Origin of the sequence: Lacinutrix himadriensis (assembly GCF_001418105.1) — a bacterium.
GTDB classification, from domain to species: domain Bacteria; phylum Bacteroidota; class Bacteroidia; order Flavobacteriales; family Flavobacteriaceae; genus Oceanihabitans; species Oceanihabitans himadriense.
This window is the reverse complement of sequence record NZ_LIQI01000014.1, coordinates 1-19,356: the sequence shown is the minus strand read 5'-3', so window position 1 is coordinate 19,356 and position 19,356 is coordinate 1. Positions and strand designations below refer to the sequence as shown.

At 33.3% G+C, this 19,356-nt stretch carries 14 protein-coding genes and 1 pseudogene; 8 read left to right on the top strand and 7 right to left on the bottom strand.

The genetic code is table 11. The features are described from left to right. Window positions 1-67 precede the first annotated feature (67 nt). The 7 genes from asnB to secDF all read left to right on the top strand — a co-directional run bounded on the left by asnB (window position 68) and on the right by secDF (window position 10,609). Window positions 68-1,741, top strand: coding sequence for an asparagine synthase B (asnB, locus tag AMD28_RS03580; protein ID WP_055442801.1), 1,674 nt, complete (start codon window positions 68-70; stop codon window positions 1,739-1,741). A 306-nt stretch (window positions 1,742-2,047) separates the two neighbouring features. Further along, window positions 2,048-3,997 carry a DNA topoisomerase (ATP-hydrolyzing) subunit B gene (gyrB, locus tag AMD28_RS03575; RefSeq protein WP_055442800.1) on the top strand — a complete coding sequence of 650 codons (1,950 nt, stop codon included), beginning with the start codon at window positions 2,048-2,050 and terminating at the stop codon, window positions 3,995-3,997. A 105-nt stretch (window positions 3,998-4,102) separates the two neighbouring features. Continuing rightward, complete coding sequence (locus AMD28_RS03570) at window positions 4,103-4,984, top strand: tetratricopeptide repeat protein (RefSeq protein WP_241492433.1); 882 nt, start codon at window positions 4,103-4,105, stop codon at window positions 4,982-4,984. 66 nt (window positions 4,985-5,050) lie between these two features. Next, a complete protein-coding gene (locus tag AMD28_RS03565) occupies window positions 5,051-5,977 on the top strand; it encodes a malate dehydrogenase (protein ID WP_055442799.1) in 927 nt (308 codons plus the stop codon). Between the two features lie 119 nt (window positions 5,978-6,096). Next, entirely contained in the window at window positions 6,097-6,765 is a 669-nt protein-coding gene (locus AMD28_RS03560) for a hypothetical protein (RefSeq protein ID WP_055442983.1), read from the top strand. 105 nt (window positions 6,766-6,870) lie between these two features. Next, a complete protein-coding gene (locus tag AMD28_RS03555; RefSeq protein ID WP_055442798.1) occupies window positions 6,871-7,491 on the top strand; it encodes a hypothetical protein in 621 nt (206 codons plus the stop codon). Between the two features lie 145 nt (window positions 7,492-7,636). Next, the gene (secDF, locus tag AMD28_RS03550) at window positions 7,637-10,609 is read left to right on the top strand and encodes a protein translocase subunit SecDF (RefSeq protein WP_055442797.1); all 2,973 of its coding nucleotides are present in this window, start codon (window positions 7,637-7,639) and stop codon (window positions 10,607-10,609) included. Window positions 10,610-10,865: 256 nt separating this feature from the next. On the opposite strand, the gene AMD28_RS03545 is transcribed toward secDF, so the two are convergent. From AMD28_RS03545 to folE, 7 genes are all read right to left on the bottom strand, one after another. Then, the gene (locus tag AMD28_RS03545) at window positions 10,866-12,479 is read right to left on the bottom strand and encodes a hypothetical protein (RefSeq protein WP_055442796.1); all 1,614 of its coding nucleotides are present in this window, start codon (window positions 12,477-12,479) and stop codon (window positions 10,866-10,868) included. 95 nt (window positions 12,480-12,574) lie between these two features. Then, window positions 12,575-13,423: an alpha/beta hydrolase family protein gene (locus AMD28_RS03540; protein WP_055442795.1), complete on the bottom strand. Its 849-nt coding sequence runs from the start codon at window positions 13,421-13,423 to the stop codon at window positions 12,575-12,577. Continuing rightward, window positions 13,413-13,907, bottom strand: coding sequence for a DUF192 domain-containing protein (locus AMD28_RS03535; protein ID WP_055442794.1), 495 nt, complete (start codon window positions 13,905-13,907; stop codon window positions 13,413-13,415). Before AMD28_RS03535 ends, AMD28_RS03540 begins: the two co-directional genes overlap by 11 nt. Window positions 13,908-13,913: 6 nt before the next feature. Further along, entirely contained in the window at window positions 13,914-14,840 is a 927-nt protein-coding gene (lgt, locus tag AMD28_RS03530; protein ID WP_055442793.1) for a prolipoprotein diacylglyceryl transferase, read from the bottom strand. 448 nt (window positions 14,841-15,288) lie between these two features. Further along, window positions 15,289-15,525, bottom strand: coding sequence for a membrane protein insertion efficiency factor YidD (yidD, locus tag AMD28_RS03520; RefSeq protein WP_055442791.1), 237 nt, complete (start codon window positions 15,523-15,525; stop codon window positions 15,289-15,291). 87 nt (window positions 15,526-15,612) lie between these two features. Next, on the bottom strand, window positions 15,613-17,094 hold the full coding sequence (cysS, locus tag AMD28_RS03515; RefSeq protein ID WP_055442982.1) for a cysteine--tRNA ligase: 1,482 nt from the start codon (window positions 17,092-17,094) through the stop codon (window positions 15,613-15,615). A 24-nt stretch (window positions 17,095-17,118) separates the two neighbouring features. Further along, window positions 17,119-17,796, bottom strand: coding sequence for a GTP cyclohydrolase I FolE (gene folE / locus AMD28_RS03510; protein ID WP_055442790.1), 678 nt, complete (start codon window positions 17,794-17,796; stop codon window positions 17,119-17,121). Between the two features lie 204 nt (window positions 17,797-18,000). Here folE and AMD28_RS03505 point away from each other — a divergent pair. Continuing rightward, window positions 18,001-19,356: pseudogene (locus AMD28_RS03505) on the top strand (hypothetical protein); the annotation flags it as partial.

Here is a 19,356-nt window from a genome sequence, read left to right as displayed (position 1 = left end):
ACAACAATCGCATATTTGCTTCAGTAATGATAACAACAAAGAATAAAAAATTAAAAATATATAAGTTATGTGTGGAATTGTATGTGCTTTCGACCTTAAACAAAAGAGTGAAGATTTAAGACCTCAGGTTTTAGAAATGTCTAAAACAATTCGTCATCGTGGACCAGATTGGTCTGGGATTTATAGTGACGATAAAGCCATTTTGGCACATGAGCGTTTAGCAATTGTTGATCCAGCTTCTGGAAAACAACCTTTGTTTAGTCCAGATAATAAATTGGTTTTAGCAGCAAATGGTGAAATATATAACCACAGAGAATTACGTAAGCAATTTGAAGGTAAGTATGATTTTCAAACCGAAAGTGACTGCGAAGTTATTTTAGCATTATACCAAGAAAAAGGGGTGGACTTTGTAGATGAGATGAATGGTATCTTCGGGTTTGCAATTTATGACGTGGAAAAAGACGAATACTTTATCGCTCGTGATCATATGGGGATTATTCCTTTATATATTGGTTGGGATCAAAATGGAACTTTTTATGTGGCTTCCGAATTAAAAGCACTAGAAGGTATTTGTACAAAAATTGAATTATTTCCTCCAGGACATTATATGTCTAGTAAAGATGGCGAATTTGTAAAATGGTACAACAGAGATTGGAGTGAATACGATGCCGTAAAAGAAAACGAAACAAGTATTGCTGAAATTAAAGAAGCTTTAGAAGCAGCGGTACACAGACAATTAATGAGTGATGTACCTTATGGTGTATTATTATCTGGTGGATTAGATTCTTCCGTGGTATCGGCAATTGCAAAAAAATATGCGCAAAAACGTGTGGAGAGTGATGATACTTCCGATGCTTGGTATCCACAAACACATTCATTCGCAGTAGGATTAGAAGGTTCTCCAGATTTGGCAGCAGCTCAAAAAGTTGCAGATCATATTGGAACAGTACATCATGAAATTAAGTTTACTATCCAAGAAGGTTTAGATGCTATTAAAGATGTAATTTATAACATTGAAACCTATGACATTACTACGATTCGTTCTTCTACACCAATGTATTTAATGGCAAGAGTTATTAAGTCTATGGGAATTAAAATGGTATTATCTGGTGAAGGTGCAGATGAGATTTTTGGAGGCTATTTATACTTTCATAAAGCGCCAAATGCACAAGAGTTTCATGAAGAAACGGTTAGAAAATTAGATAAATTACACATGTACGATTGTTTAAGAGCGAACAAAAGTTTAGCTGCTTGGGGAATTGAAGGACGTGTGCCATTTTTAGATAAAGAATTTATGGATGTTGCTATGCGCATCAATCCTCAAGATAAAATGATTAACGGAGAACGCATGGAAAAATGGGTGATTCGTAAAGCATTTGAAGACATGTTACCAGAAAGTGTAGCTTGGAGACAAAAAGAACAATTTAGTGATGGTGTTGGTTATAGTTGGATTGATACCCTTAAAGAAGTGGTAGATGAAGCGGTTACCGATGAACAAATGGCAAATGCTAAATTTAGATTTCCAATACAAACACCACAAAACAAAGAAGAGTTTTATTACCGTTCGATCTTTGAAGAACATTTTCCAAGTGATGCAGCTGCTTTAAGTGTGCCGCAAGAAGCAAGTGTAGCTTGTAGTACTGCAACTGCTTTAGAATGGGATGAGGCGTTTAAAAACATGAATGAGCCTTCTGGTCGTGCCATTGCAAACGTGCATGACAAGTCTTATGCGACTTCTTAATTTGACTATATTTCAATAAATGATTAAAGATTATTGACTTAAAAACCTCGCTTCTGCGAGGTTTTTTGTTTTTAGTATTTTTTACGGTAGTATAAAATTGCTAAAATCATTTTTAAGATGCGTTTTAGAGCTTTTAAGGGGTTATTGCAGTTTTTAACAAATGTTAATAATTATTGCGTTCCATCGATAAAAAGCTTTTAAAATGCATCTTATTTTTGTATCTTTGGTTGTATTCAAAAGGATGCTTCAATGCGTCTTTTTTTATGCGTTAAATAATTAGAAATAGATCATAAACATTATATAAATATGAGCGAAAAAAAAGAAGGCTTTAACGAACACGGTTATTCGGCAGATAGCATTCAAGCATTAGAAGGAATGGAGCACGTACGTATGCGTCCATCCATGTATATTGGAGACGTTGGAGTACGTGGTTTACACCATTTAGTATATGAAGTTGTAGATAACTCGATTGATGAAGCTTTAGCTGGACATTGTGATAATATTACAGTTACGATTAACGAAGATAACTCGATTACTACAGAAGATGATGGTCGTGGTATCCCTGTGGATTTACATAAGAAAGAAGGTGTTTCTGCACTTGAGGTTGTAATGACCAAAATTGGAGCAGGTGGTAAGTTTGATAAAGATTCGTATAAAGTATCTGGTGGACTTCACGGTGTTGGTGTAAGTTGTGTAAATGCTTTATCGGAACATTTAACTGCTACTGTTTTTAGAAATGGTAAAATTTGGGAGCAAGAATATTCAAAAGGAAAAGCGTTATATCCTGTTAAAGCAATTGGAGATACAGATAAAAGAGGAACAACCGTTACTTTTAGACCAGACCCAACAATATTTAAGCAAACTTTAGAGTATAATTATGATACTCTTGCTAGTAGAATGCGTGAATTAGCGTATTTAAATAAAGGAATTACAGTACATTTAGTAGATAGAAGAGCAACGAAAGAAGATGGTTCTTTTGAAGGGGAAACGTTTCATAGTGAAGAAGGTCTTAAAGAGTTTATCAAGTTTTTAGATGCAACTAGAGATCCTTTAATGAAAGAGGTTATTGCTTTTGAAGGAGAGAAAAATGGAGTGCCTGTAGAAGTTGCAATGATTTATAATACATCGTATGCAGAAAACCTGCACTCGTATGTAAATAACATTAATACGCATGAAGGGGGAACACATTTATCTGGTTTTCGTCGTGGATTAACACATACTTTAAAAAAGTATGCAGATGAATCTGGAATGTTAGACAAGTTAAAGTTTGATATTGCTGGAGATGATTTCCGTGAAGGGCTAACCGCAATTATTTCGGTAAAAGTTCAAGAACCACAATTTGAAGGGCAAACCAAAACAAAGTTAGGTAACAGAGAAGTTTCGGCAGCAGTAAGTCAGTCGGTTTCTGAAATGTTAACCAACTATTTAGAAGAAAATCCAGACGATGCTAAAATTATCGTTCAAAAAGTAATACTTGCTGCACAAGCACGTCACGCTGCACAAAAAGCGCGTGAAATGGTACAGCGTAAAACGGTAATGAGTATTGGTGGTTTACCAGGGAAATTATCCGATTGTTCTGAACAAGATCCAGCAAAATGTGAAGTATACTTAGTCGAGGGAGATTCGGCAGGTGGAACTGCAAAACAAGGTCGTGATAGAGCATTTCAAGCTATTTTACCATTACGTGGTAAGATTTTGAATGTCGAGAAAGCGATGACACATAAAGTGTTTGAAAACGAAGAAATTAAAAATATCTTTACTGCTTTAGGGGTTACTATTGGTACCGAAGAAGATAGTAAAGCATTAAATCTTTCTAAATTAAGATACCATAAAATAGTAATCATGTGTGATGCCGATATAGATGGTTCTCACATTGAAACTTTAATTCTAACCTTCTTTTTCCGTTATATGAAAGAGTTGATTGAAAATGGTCATATTTATATTGCAACGCCACCTTTATATTTAGTTAAAAAAGGAGCGAAAAAGCAATATGCTTGGAGTGATGAAGAGCGTATCGCTATTATGGAAGACTTCGGAGAATCTTCAAAAATTCAACGTTATAAAGGTCTTGGGGAAATGAATGCATCACAACTTTGGGATACAACCATGAATCCGGAATTTAGAACATTACGTCAAATTTATATAGACAATGGTGCAGAAGCAGATCGTGTATTCTCTATGTTAATGGGAGATGAGGTTCCGCCTCGTAGAGCATTTATTGAGAAAAATGCCATCTATGCAAATATTGATGCGTAATTGTATTTTTGTAGGTTTTTAAAACCTACAAAGTATTTGTATCAACAACATTTTAAAACCTGTAAAGTTTCATTTCTTTACAGGTTTTTTTTATATTTAGTATCTATGATATACTCCGGAAAAATATATAGGATTTTAATTGTTTTTAGTATCTTTTTGTTTGCTTGTGAAAGTAAAGAAGAACTAAAAAATAGCGCTAAAAATCTGAAGGATTCAGAAATAAATACACCGCAAAATAAGGACCTTGCTTTAACTTCTTTTGAAACAGATTCTATAGCCAAGTTAGTGCTTTATAAAGCAGGTAGATATCCTTTAAATTCTGAAAAAAGAAGAAATATTTTAGATTCAGCAATAACAAAACACCCAAAGATTGCATATCTCTATCAGCAAAGAGTAATGCCTTTGTATAAAGAAGATAAAGACGAACTTGGCTTGCCTTTTTTGGAAAAAGCAGCAGCATTAGATCCTGAAAAATGGTTAGATTATATGGCTTTTATGAAATGCATATTTTCTAAAAACTACAAAGATGCTATTGTAGATTTTAATAAGGCTTTAGAATTAAATGGGGAATCTTATGTGATGGATCATTCCTATTATTTTTATTTAGGATTATGCAATCTGCAATTAAATGCATTTGAAAAAGCAAAAGATTTTTTTGAAAAAAGTATCGCGCAATCCGTTAAAGAAGACGGTGAAGAGTGGATTCATTTTACCGATTTAATGTACTTAGGAATTGCGAATTACGAATTAAATAATTTTGAAGAAGCCATTAAAATATTTGATGAAGCATTACTTCTTCAGCCAAAATTTAGCGATGTAAAATATTATAAAGCAATATGCTTAGGAAGGATAGGAGAAATAGAAAAAGCAGAAAAGACGTTTATAGAAGCTAAAGAAGATTTTATAAACGATGACATTATGTATGAAGACAATACCATATATGAACGTTATCCTTATCAAGTGCGTAAAAGCTGGTTTGGATTATAGTAAAAGTCATTAGAAATCATTAATTTTACACTTATAATAAATCAACACAAATTAAAAACATAAAAAATGAAAGTAACAGTAGTAGGAGCAGGAGCAGTAGGAGCAAGTTGTGCAGAATATATTGCTATTAAAAACTTTGCTTCAGAAGTAGTTTTATTAGACATTAAAGAAGGTTTTGCGGAAGGTAAAGCTATGGATTTAATGCAAACTGCATCTTTAAACGGATTCGATACAAAAATAACAGGAATTACGAATGATTATTCTAAAACAGCAGGTTCTGATGTTTGTGTAATTACTTCAGGTATTCCTAGAAAACCAGGGATGACTCGTGAAGAGTTAATTGGTATTAACGCAGGAATTGTAAAAATGGTGTCTTCTAGCTTAATAGAGCATTCGCCAAATACCATTATTATTGTAGTATCTAATCCAATGGATACGATGACGTATTTAGTACATAAAACTACTGGTTTACCAAAAAGTAAGATTATTGGAATGGGAGGAGCTTTAGATTCTGCTCGTTTTAAATACAGATTAGCAGAAGCTTTAGGTGCGCCTATTAGTGATGTAGACGGAATGGTAATTGGTGGACATAGCGACAAAGGTATGGTGCCATTAATTGGTAAAGCCGTAAGAAATAGTGTTGTTGTTTCTGAATTCTTATCGGAAGAACGTATGGATCAAGTAGTACAAGATACTAAAGTAGGTGGTGCAACACTTACTGGTTTATTAGGTACTTCTGCTTGGTATGCTCCAGGAGCAGCTGTATCTGGAATGGTACAAGCAATTGCTTGTGATACTAAAAAGATTTTCCCTTGTTCAGCTTTATTAGATGGTGAATTTGGATTAAGCGATTTAGCTATTGGTGTTCCTTGTGTTTTAGGTGCTAACGGAATTGAGAAAATTGTTGAAATTAGCTTAACAGATGCTGAAAAAGCAAAATTAGCAGAATCTGCTGAAGGTGTAAAAGCAACTAACGGATTATTAGAATTATAATCCAATTATAAGTGTTATAATAAAAACCTCAATAACAATAGTTGTTGAGGTTTTTTGTTTTTAACAAGTAAATGAGTAAGTTGTAACACGTAAAAAAGAAATAATTTAAAATGAGAAAAATGAAAAAATATCTATTTGTATTATTAGTAGCTTTTAGCTTATCTGCTGTAGCTCAAGAGCAATTGTTAGAAGGTGTTATCGCTTCTAAAATGACCATGTCCAGTGAGAGTCCTGAGGTGCAAGCGCAATTAGCAATGATTGGCGATATAAATTCTGTAACCTATTTCAAGGATAATAAAACGCGTACAGAAGTGAATAATCCAATGACTGGAGAGGCTGTTAATATTATTGATTCTGAAGCTAAAAAAATGTTGGTTATGATGAATAACCCAATGGCTGGAGGAAAGCAATATGCTATAAAAGATATAACGCAACCTAGCGAAGAAGATTTAAAAGGAATGACCATTACTAAAGCGGATGAAACAAAAACCATTCTTGGTTATGTTTGTAATGTGTATCATGTTGTTATGAGTAAAGATGGTGTGAATATGACAATGGATATTTTTTCTACAGAAAAAATTAATGCAGTAAATCAACAAACAACAACTTTTAGTGAGGAGTTTAAAGGTTTTCCTATGTATATGAAAATGACCATGAACCAAATGGGAATGGACATTATTATGATTAACGAAGTGACCGAGGTTAAAGGAGAAGCTGTAGATGCAGAGAAATTTAATATGACACCATTAGAAGGCTATAAAAAAGTAGATAAAATTCAAGGTATGTAAGTAAATTACACCACTTTAAAGGTTAATTTTAGAAGTCTGAGATGTTTATTAAACACCTCAGGCTTTTTTTTTAGATATACTATCTTATTTTCTTATATTTGGCGCATGAAAAAGTGGTACATCTGTACTTTAGTTATTGCTTTCACCTTACTAGGTTATATTAGTAAGGAGCAATCTGCTTTGCCAAATCAGAAAATTGTACTGCAGTTTTCCGATACTACTATCACTTCCAATGAAATTGAAAACACGGTTGCTATTGTAAAAAAGCAATTGTTTGACCTAGGCGTCGATAATATTCAAATTCATAAAATTGAAAACAATCAGCTAAAAATCACCTATTATAGTGATGCAGATGTTGTTCTAGTAAAGAAAATACTTTCCAACGAAAAAAATCTAGCAATAGATTATCCTTCCAAAAGTAAAGAAGAAAAAGTACCTTCAAATAAAGATACTGCTAATTATAATCTGGATGTTTTTAAAATTCAAGATGCTAAGGATGCAAACTCTGGCTTTGATGGTAAAGTTGCTATAGAACCTAAATTAGAAAGCGATCGTTATTCTAATCCAAATGTGTATTTTTCAGCTTCTATTGTAGAAATAATTGAGATCCATACAGATATACAGGTTGCCTATAAAGTGAATACAAATATTGCAATAGCAATAGATTATACTTCGTATAAAATACCTGAAGTTAGAGCAGGACCAAATACTAACAAAACTTCATAAAACTAGCTAATTAATTTCTTAACACATACTTGTGTCTAAGAATAAACAAGCTAAAATCTTATTTAAACATTAAAAAAGTGTCAAAAAACTACGCGTAAACTATATATTTGCACGTTCAAAAAATTGACCATAAAAAATTATTAAAATGCAAAACAAAGGATTAGTAAAATTATTTGCGCTATTGTTTGGTTTGGTAAGTATTTACCAATTATCATTCACGTTTAAAAACAGTAGTATAGAAAGTAATGCAGCAGCTTATGCAAATGGAGATTCTGCAAAAGAAACAAGGTATTTAGATTCACTAGCTAATACAGAGGTCTATAATATTGGAGTCGCAAAATATACCTACAACGAGGTAAAAGAAAATGCGATGAACTTAGGACTTGACCTTAAAGGTGGGGTTAATGTAATCTTACAAGTTTCAGTAAAAGATATATTAAAAGGATTAGCGAATAATACAGCAAACCCTATTTTTAATAAGGCATTAGATGATGCTACAGAACTTCAAAAAGATAGTCAGAATACATATTTAGAAGATTTTTATACTTCTTTTGAAGCTATAAAAGGAGATTCTAAATTAGCTTCTCCAGACATATTCTATACCAGAGCACTAGATGGTGAGATTGATGGAAATATGACAGATTCTGAAGTAAAGCCAGTGATCTCTAGAAAAATTGATGAGTCTATTGTTTCTGCTTTCGAAGTATTACGTAAACGTATTGATGAGTTTGGTGTAACATCACCAAATATTCAACGTATGGGGAACTCAGGGAGAATTCTAGTAGAATTACCAGGAGTTAAAGATGCAGAACGTGCTACTAAATTATTACAAAGTACTGCACAGTTAGAGTTTTGGGATGTATATAACAAAACCCTTTTTAACAACTTTTTAGTTCAGGCTAACGAAACGATTAAGAGCATTCAAAAATCGAATGAAGTAAATACAGAAGAGGTTAAAGAAACAACTTCAGAAGAAGATAAAATTGCAGACCTTTTAGGAGATGATCCAGATTCTACAGTTGTAGTTGCAAATCCGCTTTTAGACAAGTTAATAGGTTCTCAAGATCCTGCAGCAATTGCTTTAGTTAATATTAACGATAGAGAAATTATTAGTGAGTATTTAAATATGCCACAAGTAAGAAGCTTACTTCCAGCAGAACAACGTTATGTGAAATTCGCCTTCGGAAAACAAAAAGGAGATAGTGAGTTAGTAGACTTATATGCATTAATTGCAAACAGAGAAAACGTACCAGAATTAGGTGGTGGTGTTGTTGTAGATGCAAGACAAGATTATGATCCTTTAGGAAAACCTCTTGTAAGTATGCAAATGAATAGTAAAGGTGCTAAAATCTGGGAAGAAATGACTGGAAGAGCTTTTACACAAAGAAGCCAAATCGCTATTGTTTTAGATGACGTAGTGTATTCTGCACCTGGAGTAACAACAGGAGCAATTGCAGGTGGTAACTCTCAAATTTCTGGAAACTTCACACTTAATGAAGCAACCGATTTAGCAAACGTTTTAAGAGCAGGTAAATTACCAGCTAGAGCAGATATTATTCAAAGTGATGTAGTTGGTCCTTCTTTAGGACAAGAAGCTATTGATAGTGGTAAAAACTCTTTCGCTATTGCATTAGCATTAGTATTAGTATGGATGTTCTTATACTACGGTAAAGCAGGTTTATTTGCAGATATTGCAATGGCATTAAATATCTTATTAATATTTGGTATCCTTTCTGGTTTAGGAGCAGTATTAACACTTCCTGGAATTGCAGGTATTGTATTAACTATTGGTATGTCTGTAGATGCAAACGTACTTATTTTTGAGCGTATTCGAGAAGAACTTGCTAAAGGTAAAGACCAAGCAACATCTATTAAAGATGGTTTCTCAAATGCATTATCTTCTATTTTAGATGCCAACGTTACTACTGGTTTAACCGCATTAATTTTATTTGTATTTGGTACAGGACCAATTAAAGGTTTCGCAACTACATTAATTATTGGTATTGTAACTTCATTATTTACAGCAATCTTTATTACTAGATTATTAGTAGATTGGTATGCTAATAGAGGTGGTAAATTAGATTTCTCAACAAGCTTAACTAAAAACTTATTTAGAAACATTAATATCGATTTCTTAAAGAAACGTAAGATTGCTTATATTGTTTCTGGAGCTTTTATTCTTATCAGTTTAGGATCTTTATTTACAAACAAATTAGATCAAGGTGTAGACTTTGTGGGAGGAAGAACATACCAAGTACGTTTTGAGCAACCAGTTAGTGCTTCAGAGATTTCTGGAATTCTTTCTGCTGAAGAAGTATTTGGAAGTGCAGATGCTAAATTAATTGGTACTAGTAATGATGTGAAAATTACTACTAAATATAAAATTAATGAAGCTTCTTCAGAAGTAGATGAAGAAATCAGACATAAATTATTTAACGCATTACAACCACATTTATCAAACATTAGTTATGATGAGTTTATCAATCTTAACGATGAGGATAAACAAATTGGTGTAATGGAATCTTACAAAGTAAGTCCTTCTATTGCAGATGATATTAAAAGAGCTTCATTCTGGGCAATTTTAGGATCTCTAATCGTAGTATTCTTATATATCTTATTCCGTTTCAAAAGATGGCAATTCTCACTTGGTGCAGTAGCAGCAGTATTTCATGATGTATTAATTGTATTAGGTGTTTTCTCTCTTACTTACAAATTCATGCCTTTTACAATGGAAATTGACCAAGCATTTATCGCAGCAATCTTAACGGTTATTGGGTACTCATTAAATGATACGGTAGTTGTATTTGATAGAATTAGAGAATTCTTCAACGAGCATACTACTTGGGATTTTGACAAAGTAATTAACGCATCATTAAGCAGTACATTAAGTAGAACATTAAATACTTCTTTAACTACTTTAGTAGTGTTATTAGCTATCTTTATCTTTGGTGGAGATTCTATTAGAGGATTTATGTTCGCATTAATAGTAGGTGTAGTTGTAGGTACATACTCATCATTATTTATTGCAACGCCAATCATGTACGATTCTGTAAAAAGAGGTGGTGCAACAGATGCATTAAAAATTAAAGAAAAAGAAGACGAAGCGTTAGAAGCATAAGCAACTAGCAATTCCATTCTTATTATATTAAAAAACCTTTCCGTGTTATGCGGAAAGGTTTTTTTTATTTCTTCTAGTTTCATAATTTGGGCGTTACCCTACTACGTGAAAACTCCGTAGCGTCAGGCTTTCCGCTGTATCTTTTGTTGCTGGCGTATTGCAATCAAGATATTCTTTCTTAGCATGTCTATATGTGCTTTTAAAATGCTATTGTATCCAAAACAAAAGGATGCCGCATCAATCCTTAACGCGGGGCCTATTTGCTTTCTTTCTCTTTCGGACTAAACTTATTGACAAAGGAAGTTAAGTTAGTCGCGTAACCTACCATAAGTTGCGGATAAACTTCATAGTTTTGTGTGTGATAAAAAGCACCTAACCTAGCAAAAACACCGCCTTTTTTTCCTTTTTCAGGATTTGTAAGCCAGTAAAAATCCGCTTTAATATTTACAATATTGTATTCCACTCCAAAATAGTCTACCCCTTCACTATCCATCGTCTCTCTAATATTAATATCATTTATGGTGTTTACGCCACTATACGAAAGTTTATTAAGACTTATACTTACGTCTGCTCCAAAGTTGGTTTGTGGTCTTATTTCTACATTTAAATAAGGGCCATGACTTGTAGATATTAAAGAAGAAATACTCGAGTCGTCTATGGCACTATCTCCATCACCAGAATTGATTTCCGATATTTTTAATGCAGTTCTATAAAATGTCCCTTGATAACCTAAAGAAATATGAGAGAAAAAACGTTTCGCTTCGTGAGATAGTACGTCTACATGTAAGGTTCCATTAATGTTGTTTTTGGTTAATAAATCAAAATTACTAAAGCTACCATTTTCTGTGCTGTTTTTAGTAATTTCAATAGTTCTAAAAGTATCATTAGATCCATTATAGAGCGCAATATTAGCCTCAGCAAGAACTTGTCTAAAAAGCGTGTAATTAGCATTTTTAATAGTTGAGTTTTTCTGGTTTAATGGTAAAAGTAATTTCGCTTGCGCATTAACAAGACTGTTGCTATTGTTGTTGTCAAAAGCCATAACGTCTGTGTATAGAACTGCTGTAAAGAAATCAAAAAATTGTCTTTGTATAACCGGTTGTACTAAAGTGTCTTTGTCAAAATGTAACTCGTCATTAGCAATAGAATAATTAAAGTGTTGGTCAGAGTCAAAATCAAATACATCATTATAATCTAGTTCATAACACGTATTTTTATTCGTTTTAAATGGCGTCTTACTTCCATAATTATTAAAAAAACGAATGGGAACGCTAAAGTTATTATTAACTACTGTTACTTTATCGTCATTTATATATCCTTCTAATACGATAGTGGAAGCCTTATTGTTGAAAAAATTGATGTACGCTTTCTTAATATTAAGAATATCATCCGTTTTAGCGATATTGGCTTGGTCCTGACCAATATTAGAGCATTTGTCAGAGCCTTTAGTTAACTTAACCTCATTGTTTAAAGTTATTTTTCCTGAATATTGCGCAGGCTCGCCATCAATTATTTCTGTTGTTGTTCGTAAGGCTTTTTTTTTCTTTTTTATCTTTTCTAAAAGCGCATCTAATTTTGCTGTTTCTGTTTTAGATGGTATATAACCATCAGGAAGTGTGTCTAGCCCTTTTATTAAAGGAATAATAGTATTGGAAACAATTGTGCTGTCTATGTCATAGGTGAAATTAATACTGCTTTGTGCATTTTGTCCAGCGTTATTTATAATCTGAATTTTAAATGTTGCTGATTTTATCTCCGCTTTAACTTCATAATTGTTTTTATTAACAGTTACAACATCAACAGTATGATAATCTTGACTATAACAATAAAAACTGATTAGAAATACGAGTACTGTGGTTAGTTTTTTCATGGTTTAAAAGATTAATTAGCAACTTAAAAGTACTAAAAAAGGAATAAACCTAAATACCTAATACTAGGTATTTTAGAAAAATACTGTTTTGAAATTTAATTGGTATCTATCCAATTTTCAGTGAGTTGCCAAAGAGAGTCTTTAAATTTCTCTCTAAAAAAACCAAAATGCTGTACGTCCTCTATGTGTAAATCTTCAGGAATAAGATGCCTTCTGTCTACTTTGGTATTTGTGAATTTGGAAGCTAACCAATCTGCAGATGCTTTAGAAGCATAACTATCTCTAGGAAAACTAAGCGACAAAACGTTACATTTTATATTACTGAATTGTAAGTCGTTAAATTCTCCAAACATGTACTCCGGATGCGTTCCCCATTTTCGCCATTGGTACACTACGTGTTTTGGTAGGTTTTCAAATAATCCAATTTTTTTAGCAGGAAAGTATCCAAATAGAGGAGTGATAATAGGAATCAATACGTACCAAAAAGCTATTAGCCTATATTTAGGGATTCCTTTAAAATGCTTCCAGTAACCGCTTTGCGATGCAATAGTTATTATGGAATCTGCTAGGTGTATTTCAGGGTTCAAACCTATTAGTTGTCCGCCAATACTATGTGTTAATAAGATTATTTTATGTTGTACTTGCTCTTCTTTAGCAAATTTTAAAACGGCAGCTTGGTCTAAAGCCCAAGTGTTCACAGTGGCAGTGTTATGCTTTATGTGTTTTGTGTTTGAGGCTCCAATTCCAAAATAATCAAAAGTATAAACCGTAAAACCTAAATAGCTAAAATGAACAGCAAATTTAGCATAGAACTTTTGTAAAACACCAGTGGCAGAAGAAATAACGATACTTTTATTATTCGATTTTTCTGGTGAAAAAATGGTGACACTTATAGTGTGTCCTGAAGTAGTTTTTAAAAATGTACTACGGACATTATTTTTCATTGATTTCCGTGTATTCTATTCGGTCACCAACTTCTAAAAGCCATTTTTCAGATAATCCAGCATTTATTTCTAAAACATATTGCGCAGGAACTCTAGACGGCAAAGAAGCTTCGTCAAAAGGTACCGCGTTTTCTTGAAAACTGACAATGTGTTTATTGTTGTCTAAATAGATAAGGTCTAAAGGGATTCTGGTGTTTTTCATATAGAAAAAACGTTCACGCATAGTAGGAAACACAAATAACATTCCTTGGGTTTTTTGCATAGAATTTCTATACATTAATCCCGTTTGTACATCGTAATCCGTATCTGCAATTTCTATATCTAATCGCGCTACAATAGAATCTGTAGCGGCTTTATAAATTGTAAGACTTCCTTCTTTGGTAAAGGAAACCTCAATAGGTGCTATATCTTTTTTTTGTTCTTTACAAGCGCTTAAAAATAAGGTAGCGCATAAAATAGTTGTAGCGAATATTCTTAATTTCATAGTAATTTATTTTACAGCAGTTTTTGGTTTGTAAACAAACATAAAGTATAAACCAATGATAACAAATGGTATGCTTAGCCATTGTCCTGTGTTTAATGCCCAAGTGGCACGATCATCTACTTGCGCTTCTTTTACGAACTCCACAAAGAAACGAACCGTCCAAAGTAGTACTAAAAATAAACCAAATAAGAAACCTGTTTGCTTGTCTTTATTGGTTTTGGTGTAGAAATACCAAAGTATTAAAAACACAAATATGTAACTAAAAGACTCGTATAATTGTGCAGGATGTCTAAAAGGTACTGCATCTAGTAAGTTTTGAAATTGCGGATTGTTAGCAATGGCATTATATGCTTCCTTTGGCGTTTTCATTCCGGTTAGTTGCATGGCTTCGTACTTGTTGTATTCTTCTTGAATAAAGCGAACACCAAAAGCAGAATCGGTTACTTTTCCTATAATTTCAGAATTGATAAAATTTCCTAAACGAATAAATATGGCACCACTTGCAACCGGAATTACCACTCTGTCTAAAATCCACATTAAAGATTTGTAATTATATTTTCTTCGGTATAAATACATACCAATGATAATTCCAATGGCAGCACCATGACTAGCTAATCCTTGAAAACCTGTGAATTCGAATTTTGGTACAAAACGGAAAGGTAAAAAGATGCTAAAAAAATCTTGAGAAATAAGTTCCGACTGGTAAAAAATCACATGACCTAAACGTGCACCAAGCATGGTTGCGATAATGGTATATAAAAAAAGAGGATCTAAATATTCTTCCTTTATATTATCTCTTTTAAAGATGCGTTTCATAATTTGTAATCCTAGCAGAAATGCAATAATCCACATAACACTGTAAAAATGTAATTTGAAATTACCAATGATGTCAATTCCTGTTGTAGGATTCCAATCGAATATTAAAAAATGCATAGAATTTATTTTGAAAACGTAAATATAAACGATTCTAAAGACTTAGCTCGTTAAGGAAATACTATTTTTTTGTGAGCCTTGCTTTTCATCAGCAGGTAGATTTCTCGACAAGTTCGAAATGACAAAACGATATGAAGTTGTGGGAATGCAAGATGTTTTTTGATGCTGTCATTCCGACTACAATGGAGGAATCTCTTTTTAGTTGTCCTCCTTTTCCGGAATATATAGATTTCTCGACAAGTTCGAAATGACAAAACGATATGAAGTTGTGGGAATGCAAGATGTTTTTTGATGATGTCATTCCGACTGCAACGGAGGAATCTCTTTTTAGTTGTCCTCCTTTTCAGGAACAGGGTCGTAACCGGACTTTCCCCAGGGCGATGGAGCGTAAAGGAAATGTACAGTGTACATTTTTAGAGAACAGGCGAGCTGGCGCGTTGGAAAATTTTTAGTTGTCATCCTTTTCAGGAACAGGGTCGTAACCGGACTTTCCCCAAGGATGACAACTAAAAATCCTTTTTATTGCTAATTTCCCACCTTTTAACAAGCCATGTTTTTGCAAAGCTTCTTTCGTGTAATGCGAACAGGTTGGCTGAAACCGACAAGTAGAAGGTGTTAATGGCGAAATTAACGTCTGATACACTTTAATTAAAAATAGGAAAGGAGCTATTAATAACTTTTTCATCTGTTATTACTGCGAAGGCAGGAATCTTATTAATTGAACATAAATTTTTAAAAATAGATTCCTGCTTCCGTAGGAATTACAAAACACCTAGTTCGTAGAAAAAGTTGTTCCTTCTCTACCATCTTTAAGTTGAATACCAACAGCAGCTAATTCGTCTCTAATTTTATCAGACATAGCAAAGTCTTTGTTTGCTTTAGCTTCTTGACGTAGTTTCATTAAGATGTCCATAGCTCCAGAAAGTTTATCTGTTCCTTTTTCGTCTTTACTCACATTTTTAAGTCCAAGAATATCAAAAACAAAACTGTTTATGGTGTTTTTTAATACTTCTAAATCTGCTTTTGTAATGGTTGCACTTTCGTCTTTAATCTGATTGATATATTTAACGGCTTCAAATAAAGTAGCAATTAAAATAGGCGTATTAAAGTCGTCATTCATCGCATCATAACATTTCTGTTTCCATTCCGAAACATTAAATGTAGATGTGCTAGATGTAGGTAATGTATCTAATGCGTTAACGGCGTCTAAAAGTTTGTGAAATCCTTTTTCACTTGCTAATAAGCCATTATCTGTTAAATCTAAAACGCTTCTGTAAGAGGCTTGCATCATAAAGAAGCGAACCACACTCGGACTGTACGCCTTAGACATAATGTCATTTTGTCCAGAAAGTAATTCCGCAGGATTTATATAATTCCCTGTAGATTTACTCATTCTAGCACCATTAAGTTCTAGCATATTGGCATGCATCCAGTATTTTACAGGATCTTTTCCTTTTGCTGCTTTATTCTGAGCAATTTCACATTCGTGATGTGGGAATTTTAAATCCATTCCGCCACCATGAATATCAAAATATTCACCAAGATATTTAGTACTCATCGCTGTACATTCTAAATGCCAACCAGGAAAACCATCGCTCCAAGGAGAAGGCCAACGCATAATGTGTGTTGGTTCTGCTTTTTTCCAAAGGGCAAAATCTTGCGGGTTTTTCTTATCGCTTTGTCCGTCTAATTCACGTGTATTGTGGATTAAATCTTCTAGTTTGCGCTTGCTTAAAATACCGTAATCATTGGTTTGATTGTACTTGTGTACATCAAAATAAACAGAGCCATTAACCTCATATCCAAAACCGTTATCTATAATGGTTTGAATAAGATCAATTTGCTCTATAATATGACCAGTTGCAGTAGGTTCTATGCTAGGAGGAAGAAAATTAAAAGTGTTAAGTACATTATGAAAATCTACAGTATAACGCTGTACAATTTCCATAGGCTCAATAGCTTCTAATCTTGCTTTTTTAGTAATTTTATCTTCACCAACATCTGCATCATTTTCTAAATGTCCAGCATCTGTAATGTTTCTAACATAACGTACTTTATAACCTAAATGTAATAGGTAACGAAAGATCATATCAAAAGACATAAAAGTTCTTACATTTCCTAAATGTACATTACTATAAACCGTAGGTCCACATACGTACATACCAACATAACCATCTGTTATAGGTTTGAATTGTTCTTTTTTACCAGAAAGGGAATTGTATATTTCTATGTTTTGTTTTGTTGAAATTTGCATAAAGTAGGCTGTTTCCATGAACTACTAAAAAGTAGTGTCTAATTTAATATAATCTAAAAATTCTCTACGTGTATCTTTTTCTTTGAATTTACCTCCAAACTCACTAGTTACAGTACTAGAATCTACATCTCTAATACCTCTAGAATTTACACATAAATGTTTCGCATCAATAACGCAAGCAACATCTTCCGTATTTAAAACTTCTTGTAATTCTTTTACAATTTGAATCGTTAAACGTTCTTGTACTTGTGGTCTATTTGAAAAATAATCTACAATACGATTCATTTTCGATAAACCAACAACAGTTCCGTTAGAAATGTAAGCAACATGTGCTCTACCAACTATAGGAAGTAAATGGTGCTCGCAAGTAGAATACACAGTAATGTTTTTTTCAACAAGCATTTCACCATATTTATACTTGTTATCAAAAGTAGAAGCGTTAGGCTTATTTTTAGGATCTAAACCACTAAAAATTTCTTTAACAAACATTTTAGCTACTCTATTCGGAGTGCCTTTAAGGCTATCGTCCTCTAAGTCAAGCCCCAATGTTTCCATGATATGTTTCACATCATTCTTAATACTATCTATTTTTTCCTCATTTGTAAGAGTAAAAGCATCTTCACGCATTGGTGTGTTTGTAGATGTACCAACATGGTTGTCTCCTAATGAGTTAAATTCGTCTAATTTGCTATCCAGTTTCATTAAAAATAAAAATAATTATAATTGGCAAAGATAAGTAATTCCCGTTTGTTATGGTTTGAATTGAAGTAGAATTAATTTCTAATTGATTTCGGTTTTTTTGCTTATTTTTTTATAACTTTTAATGCTAATTACTTTAAGTTAAGTATTTTGCGATATAAATAAGGTTTTTCTAATTACTTAAAAAATGTCAAGTCCTTTTTTTTTATGAAGAGATTTTTAGTTGTTATTTGTTTATTTGCTGCTCAGCTTGCAATTGCTCAAGGACCAGGTTGCTCTAATGTAGACGCTGGACCTGCGCAAATAAGTGCAGATTGTTCTACCGGCTGTACAGATTTAACTGCTACTTTTCTTGAAACAGGGGAAACTACATTTTATACTATTTCATCCATACCTTATGCTCCTCCATCTTCTTTTTCAGGATTAACGAATCAATTATTTTTAACGGATGATTATTGGTCGGATGTAATAGCCCTACCTTTTGAGTTTTGTTTTTTCGGGAATCAATATAATCAATTGTTAGTTGGAGCTAATGGTGTGTTAAGCTTTCAATTAGGGTATGCAAATACGAATAGTGATTTCCTTTTTACCGATATATTGCCAGATAATTCGAATCCAACTCTTGCGGAAGCTAATATTTTTGGTGCTGGTCATGATATGGGGCCAGGGTTAAATTTTACAAATGAAATTGGTTGGGAAATACAAGGCACTTATCCTTGTAGAAGATTTGTTGCGGCCTATTATAATGTACCTCATGTTTTATGTTCTACAAATTTAACCACGCAAATGATGGTGCTTTATGAAGGCACGAATACTATTGAGGTATATATAGAAGAAAAACCAACATGTGATTTTTGGGTTTTTGGTAATGGAATTGTTGGTATACAAAATGATAATGGAACCCAAGCATTTCCAGCTCCAGGAAGAAATACTACCAATTGGGTTGCATCAGATGAAGCATGGCGTTTTACGCCTAGTGGAACACCTAATTATACGGTAACTTGGTATAATGGTGCTAATCTTCCAGTTGGTAATACACCTATTATTAATGTTTGTCCAGCTGCGGATGAAACTTTTACAGTAGAAGTGGAATATACGAATTGTGATGGTACAATGTTTACCGATAGTGATACTATTGATGTTATTGTAAGCGCCAACCCAAGCGTAACATTAAGTAGCAATACTTCCACTTGTTCAGGAGGAACAGCAAGTTTCACCATCACAGGAACAGCAGGAGACATCGTCGATTACACAGGAGTAACAGGTTCGCCAGCAAGTCCGGTAACTTTGGATGCATCAGGAATAGCAACAATCATTGTGGCAGGAGTAACCACAGATCAAACGATGACTTTAACGAATGTTACTAATCCTAGTACGAGCTGCTTTGGAGCCTTGGTCAACAGTGAAACCGTAACGATTAATGCAAATCCAACAGTTACCTTAAGTAGTAATAGTTCTACTTGTTCTGTCGGAACAGCAAGTTTCACTATTACAGGAACCGCAGGCGACATCGTAGATTATACCGGAATTACAGGTTCGCCAGCAAGTCCAGTAACTTTGGAT

Excerpts from the sequence above, each read along its gene's own strand:
- asnB (WP_055442801.1), top strand. The coding sequence starts at position 68 with ATGTGTGGAATTGTATGTGCTTTCGACCTTAAACAAAAGAGTGAAGAT.
- gyrB (WP_055442800.1), top strand. The coding sequence starts at position 2,048 with ATGAGCGAAAAAAAAGAAGGCTTTAACGAACACGGTTATTCGGCAGAT.
- AMD28_RS03570 (WP_241492433.1), top strand. The coding sequence starts at position 4,103 with ATGATATACTCCGGAAAAATATATAGGATTTTAATTGTTTTTAGTATC.
- AMD28_RS03565 (WP_055442799.1), top strand. The coding sequence starts at position 5,051 with ATGAAAGTAACAGTAGTAGGAGCAGGAGCAGTAGGAGCAAGTTGTGCA.
- AMD28_RS03560 (WP_055442983.1), top strand. The coding sequence starts at position 6,097 with ATGAAAAAATATCTATTTGTATTATTAGTAGCTTTTAGCTTATCTGCT.
- AMD28_RS03555 (WP_055442798.1), top strand. The coding sequence starts at position 6,871 with ATGAAAAAGTGGTACATCTGTACTTTAGTTATTGCTTTCACCTTACTA.
- secDF (WP_055442797.1), top strand. The coding sequence starts at position 7,637 with ATGCAAAACAAAGGATTAGTAAAATTATTTGCGCTATTGTTTGGTTTG.
- AMD28_RS03545 (WP_055442796.1), bottom strand. The coding sequence starts at position 12,479 with ATGAAAAAACTAACCACAGTACTCGTATTTCTAATCAGTTTTTATTGT.
- AMD28_RS03540 (WP_055442795.1), bottom strand. The coding sequence starts at position 13,423 with ATGAAAAATAATGTCCGTAGTACATTTTTAAAAACTACTTCAGGACAC.
- AMD28_RS03535 (WP_055442794.1), bottom strand. The coding sequence starts at position 13,907 with ATGAAATTAAGAATATTCGCTACAACTATTTTATGCGCTACCTTATTT.
- lgt (WP_055442793.1), bottom strand. The coding sequence starts at position 14,840 with ATGCATTTTTTAATATTCGATTGGAATCCTACAACAGGAATTGACATC.
- yidD (WP_055442791.1), bottom strand. The coding sequence starts at position 15,525 with ATGAAAAAGTTATTAATAGCTCCTTTCCTATTTTTAATTAAAGTGTAT.
- cysS (WP_055442982.1), bottom strand. The coding sequence starts at position 17,094 with ATGCAAATTTCAACAAAACAAAACATAGAAATATACAATTCCCTTTCT.
- folE (WP_055442790.1), bottom strand. The coding sequence starts at position 17,796 with ATGAAACTGGATAGCAAATTAGACGAATTTAACTCATTAGGAGACAAC.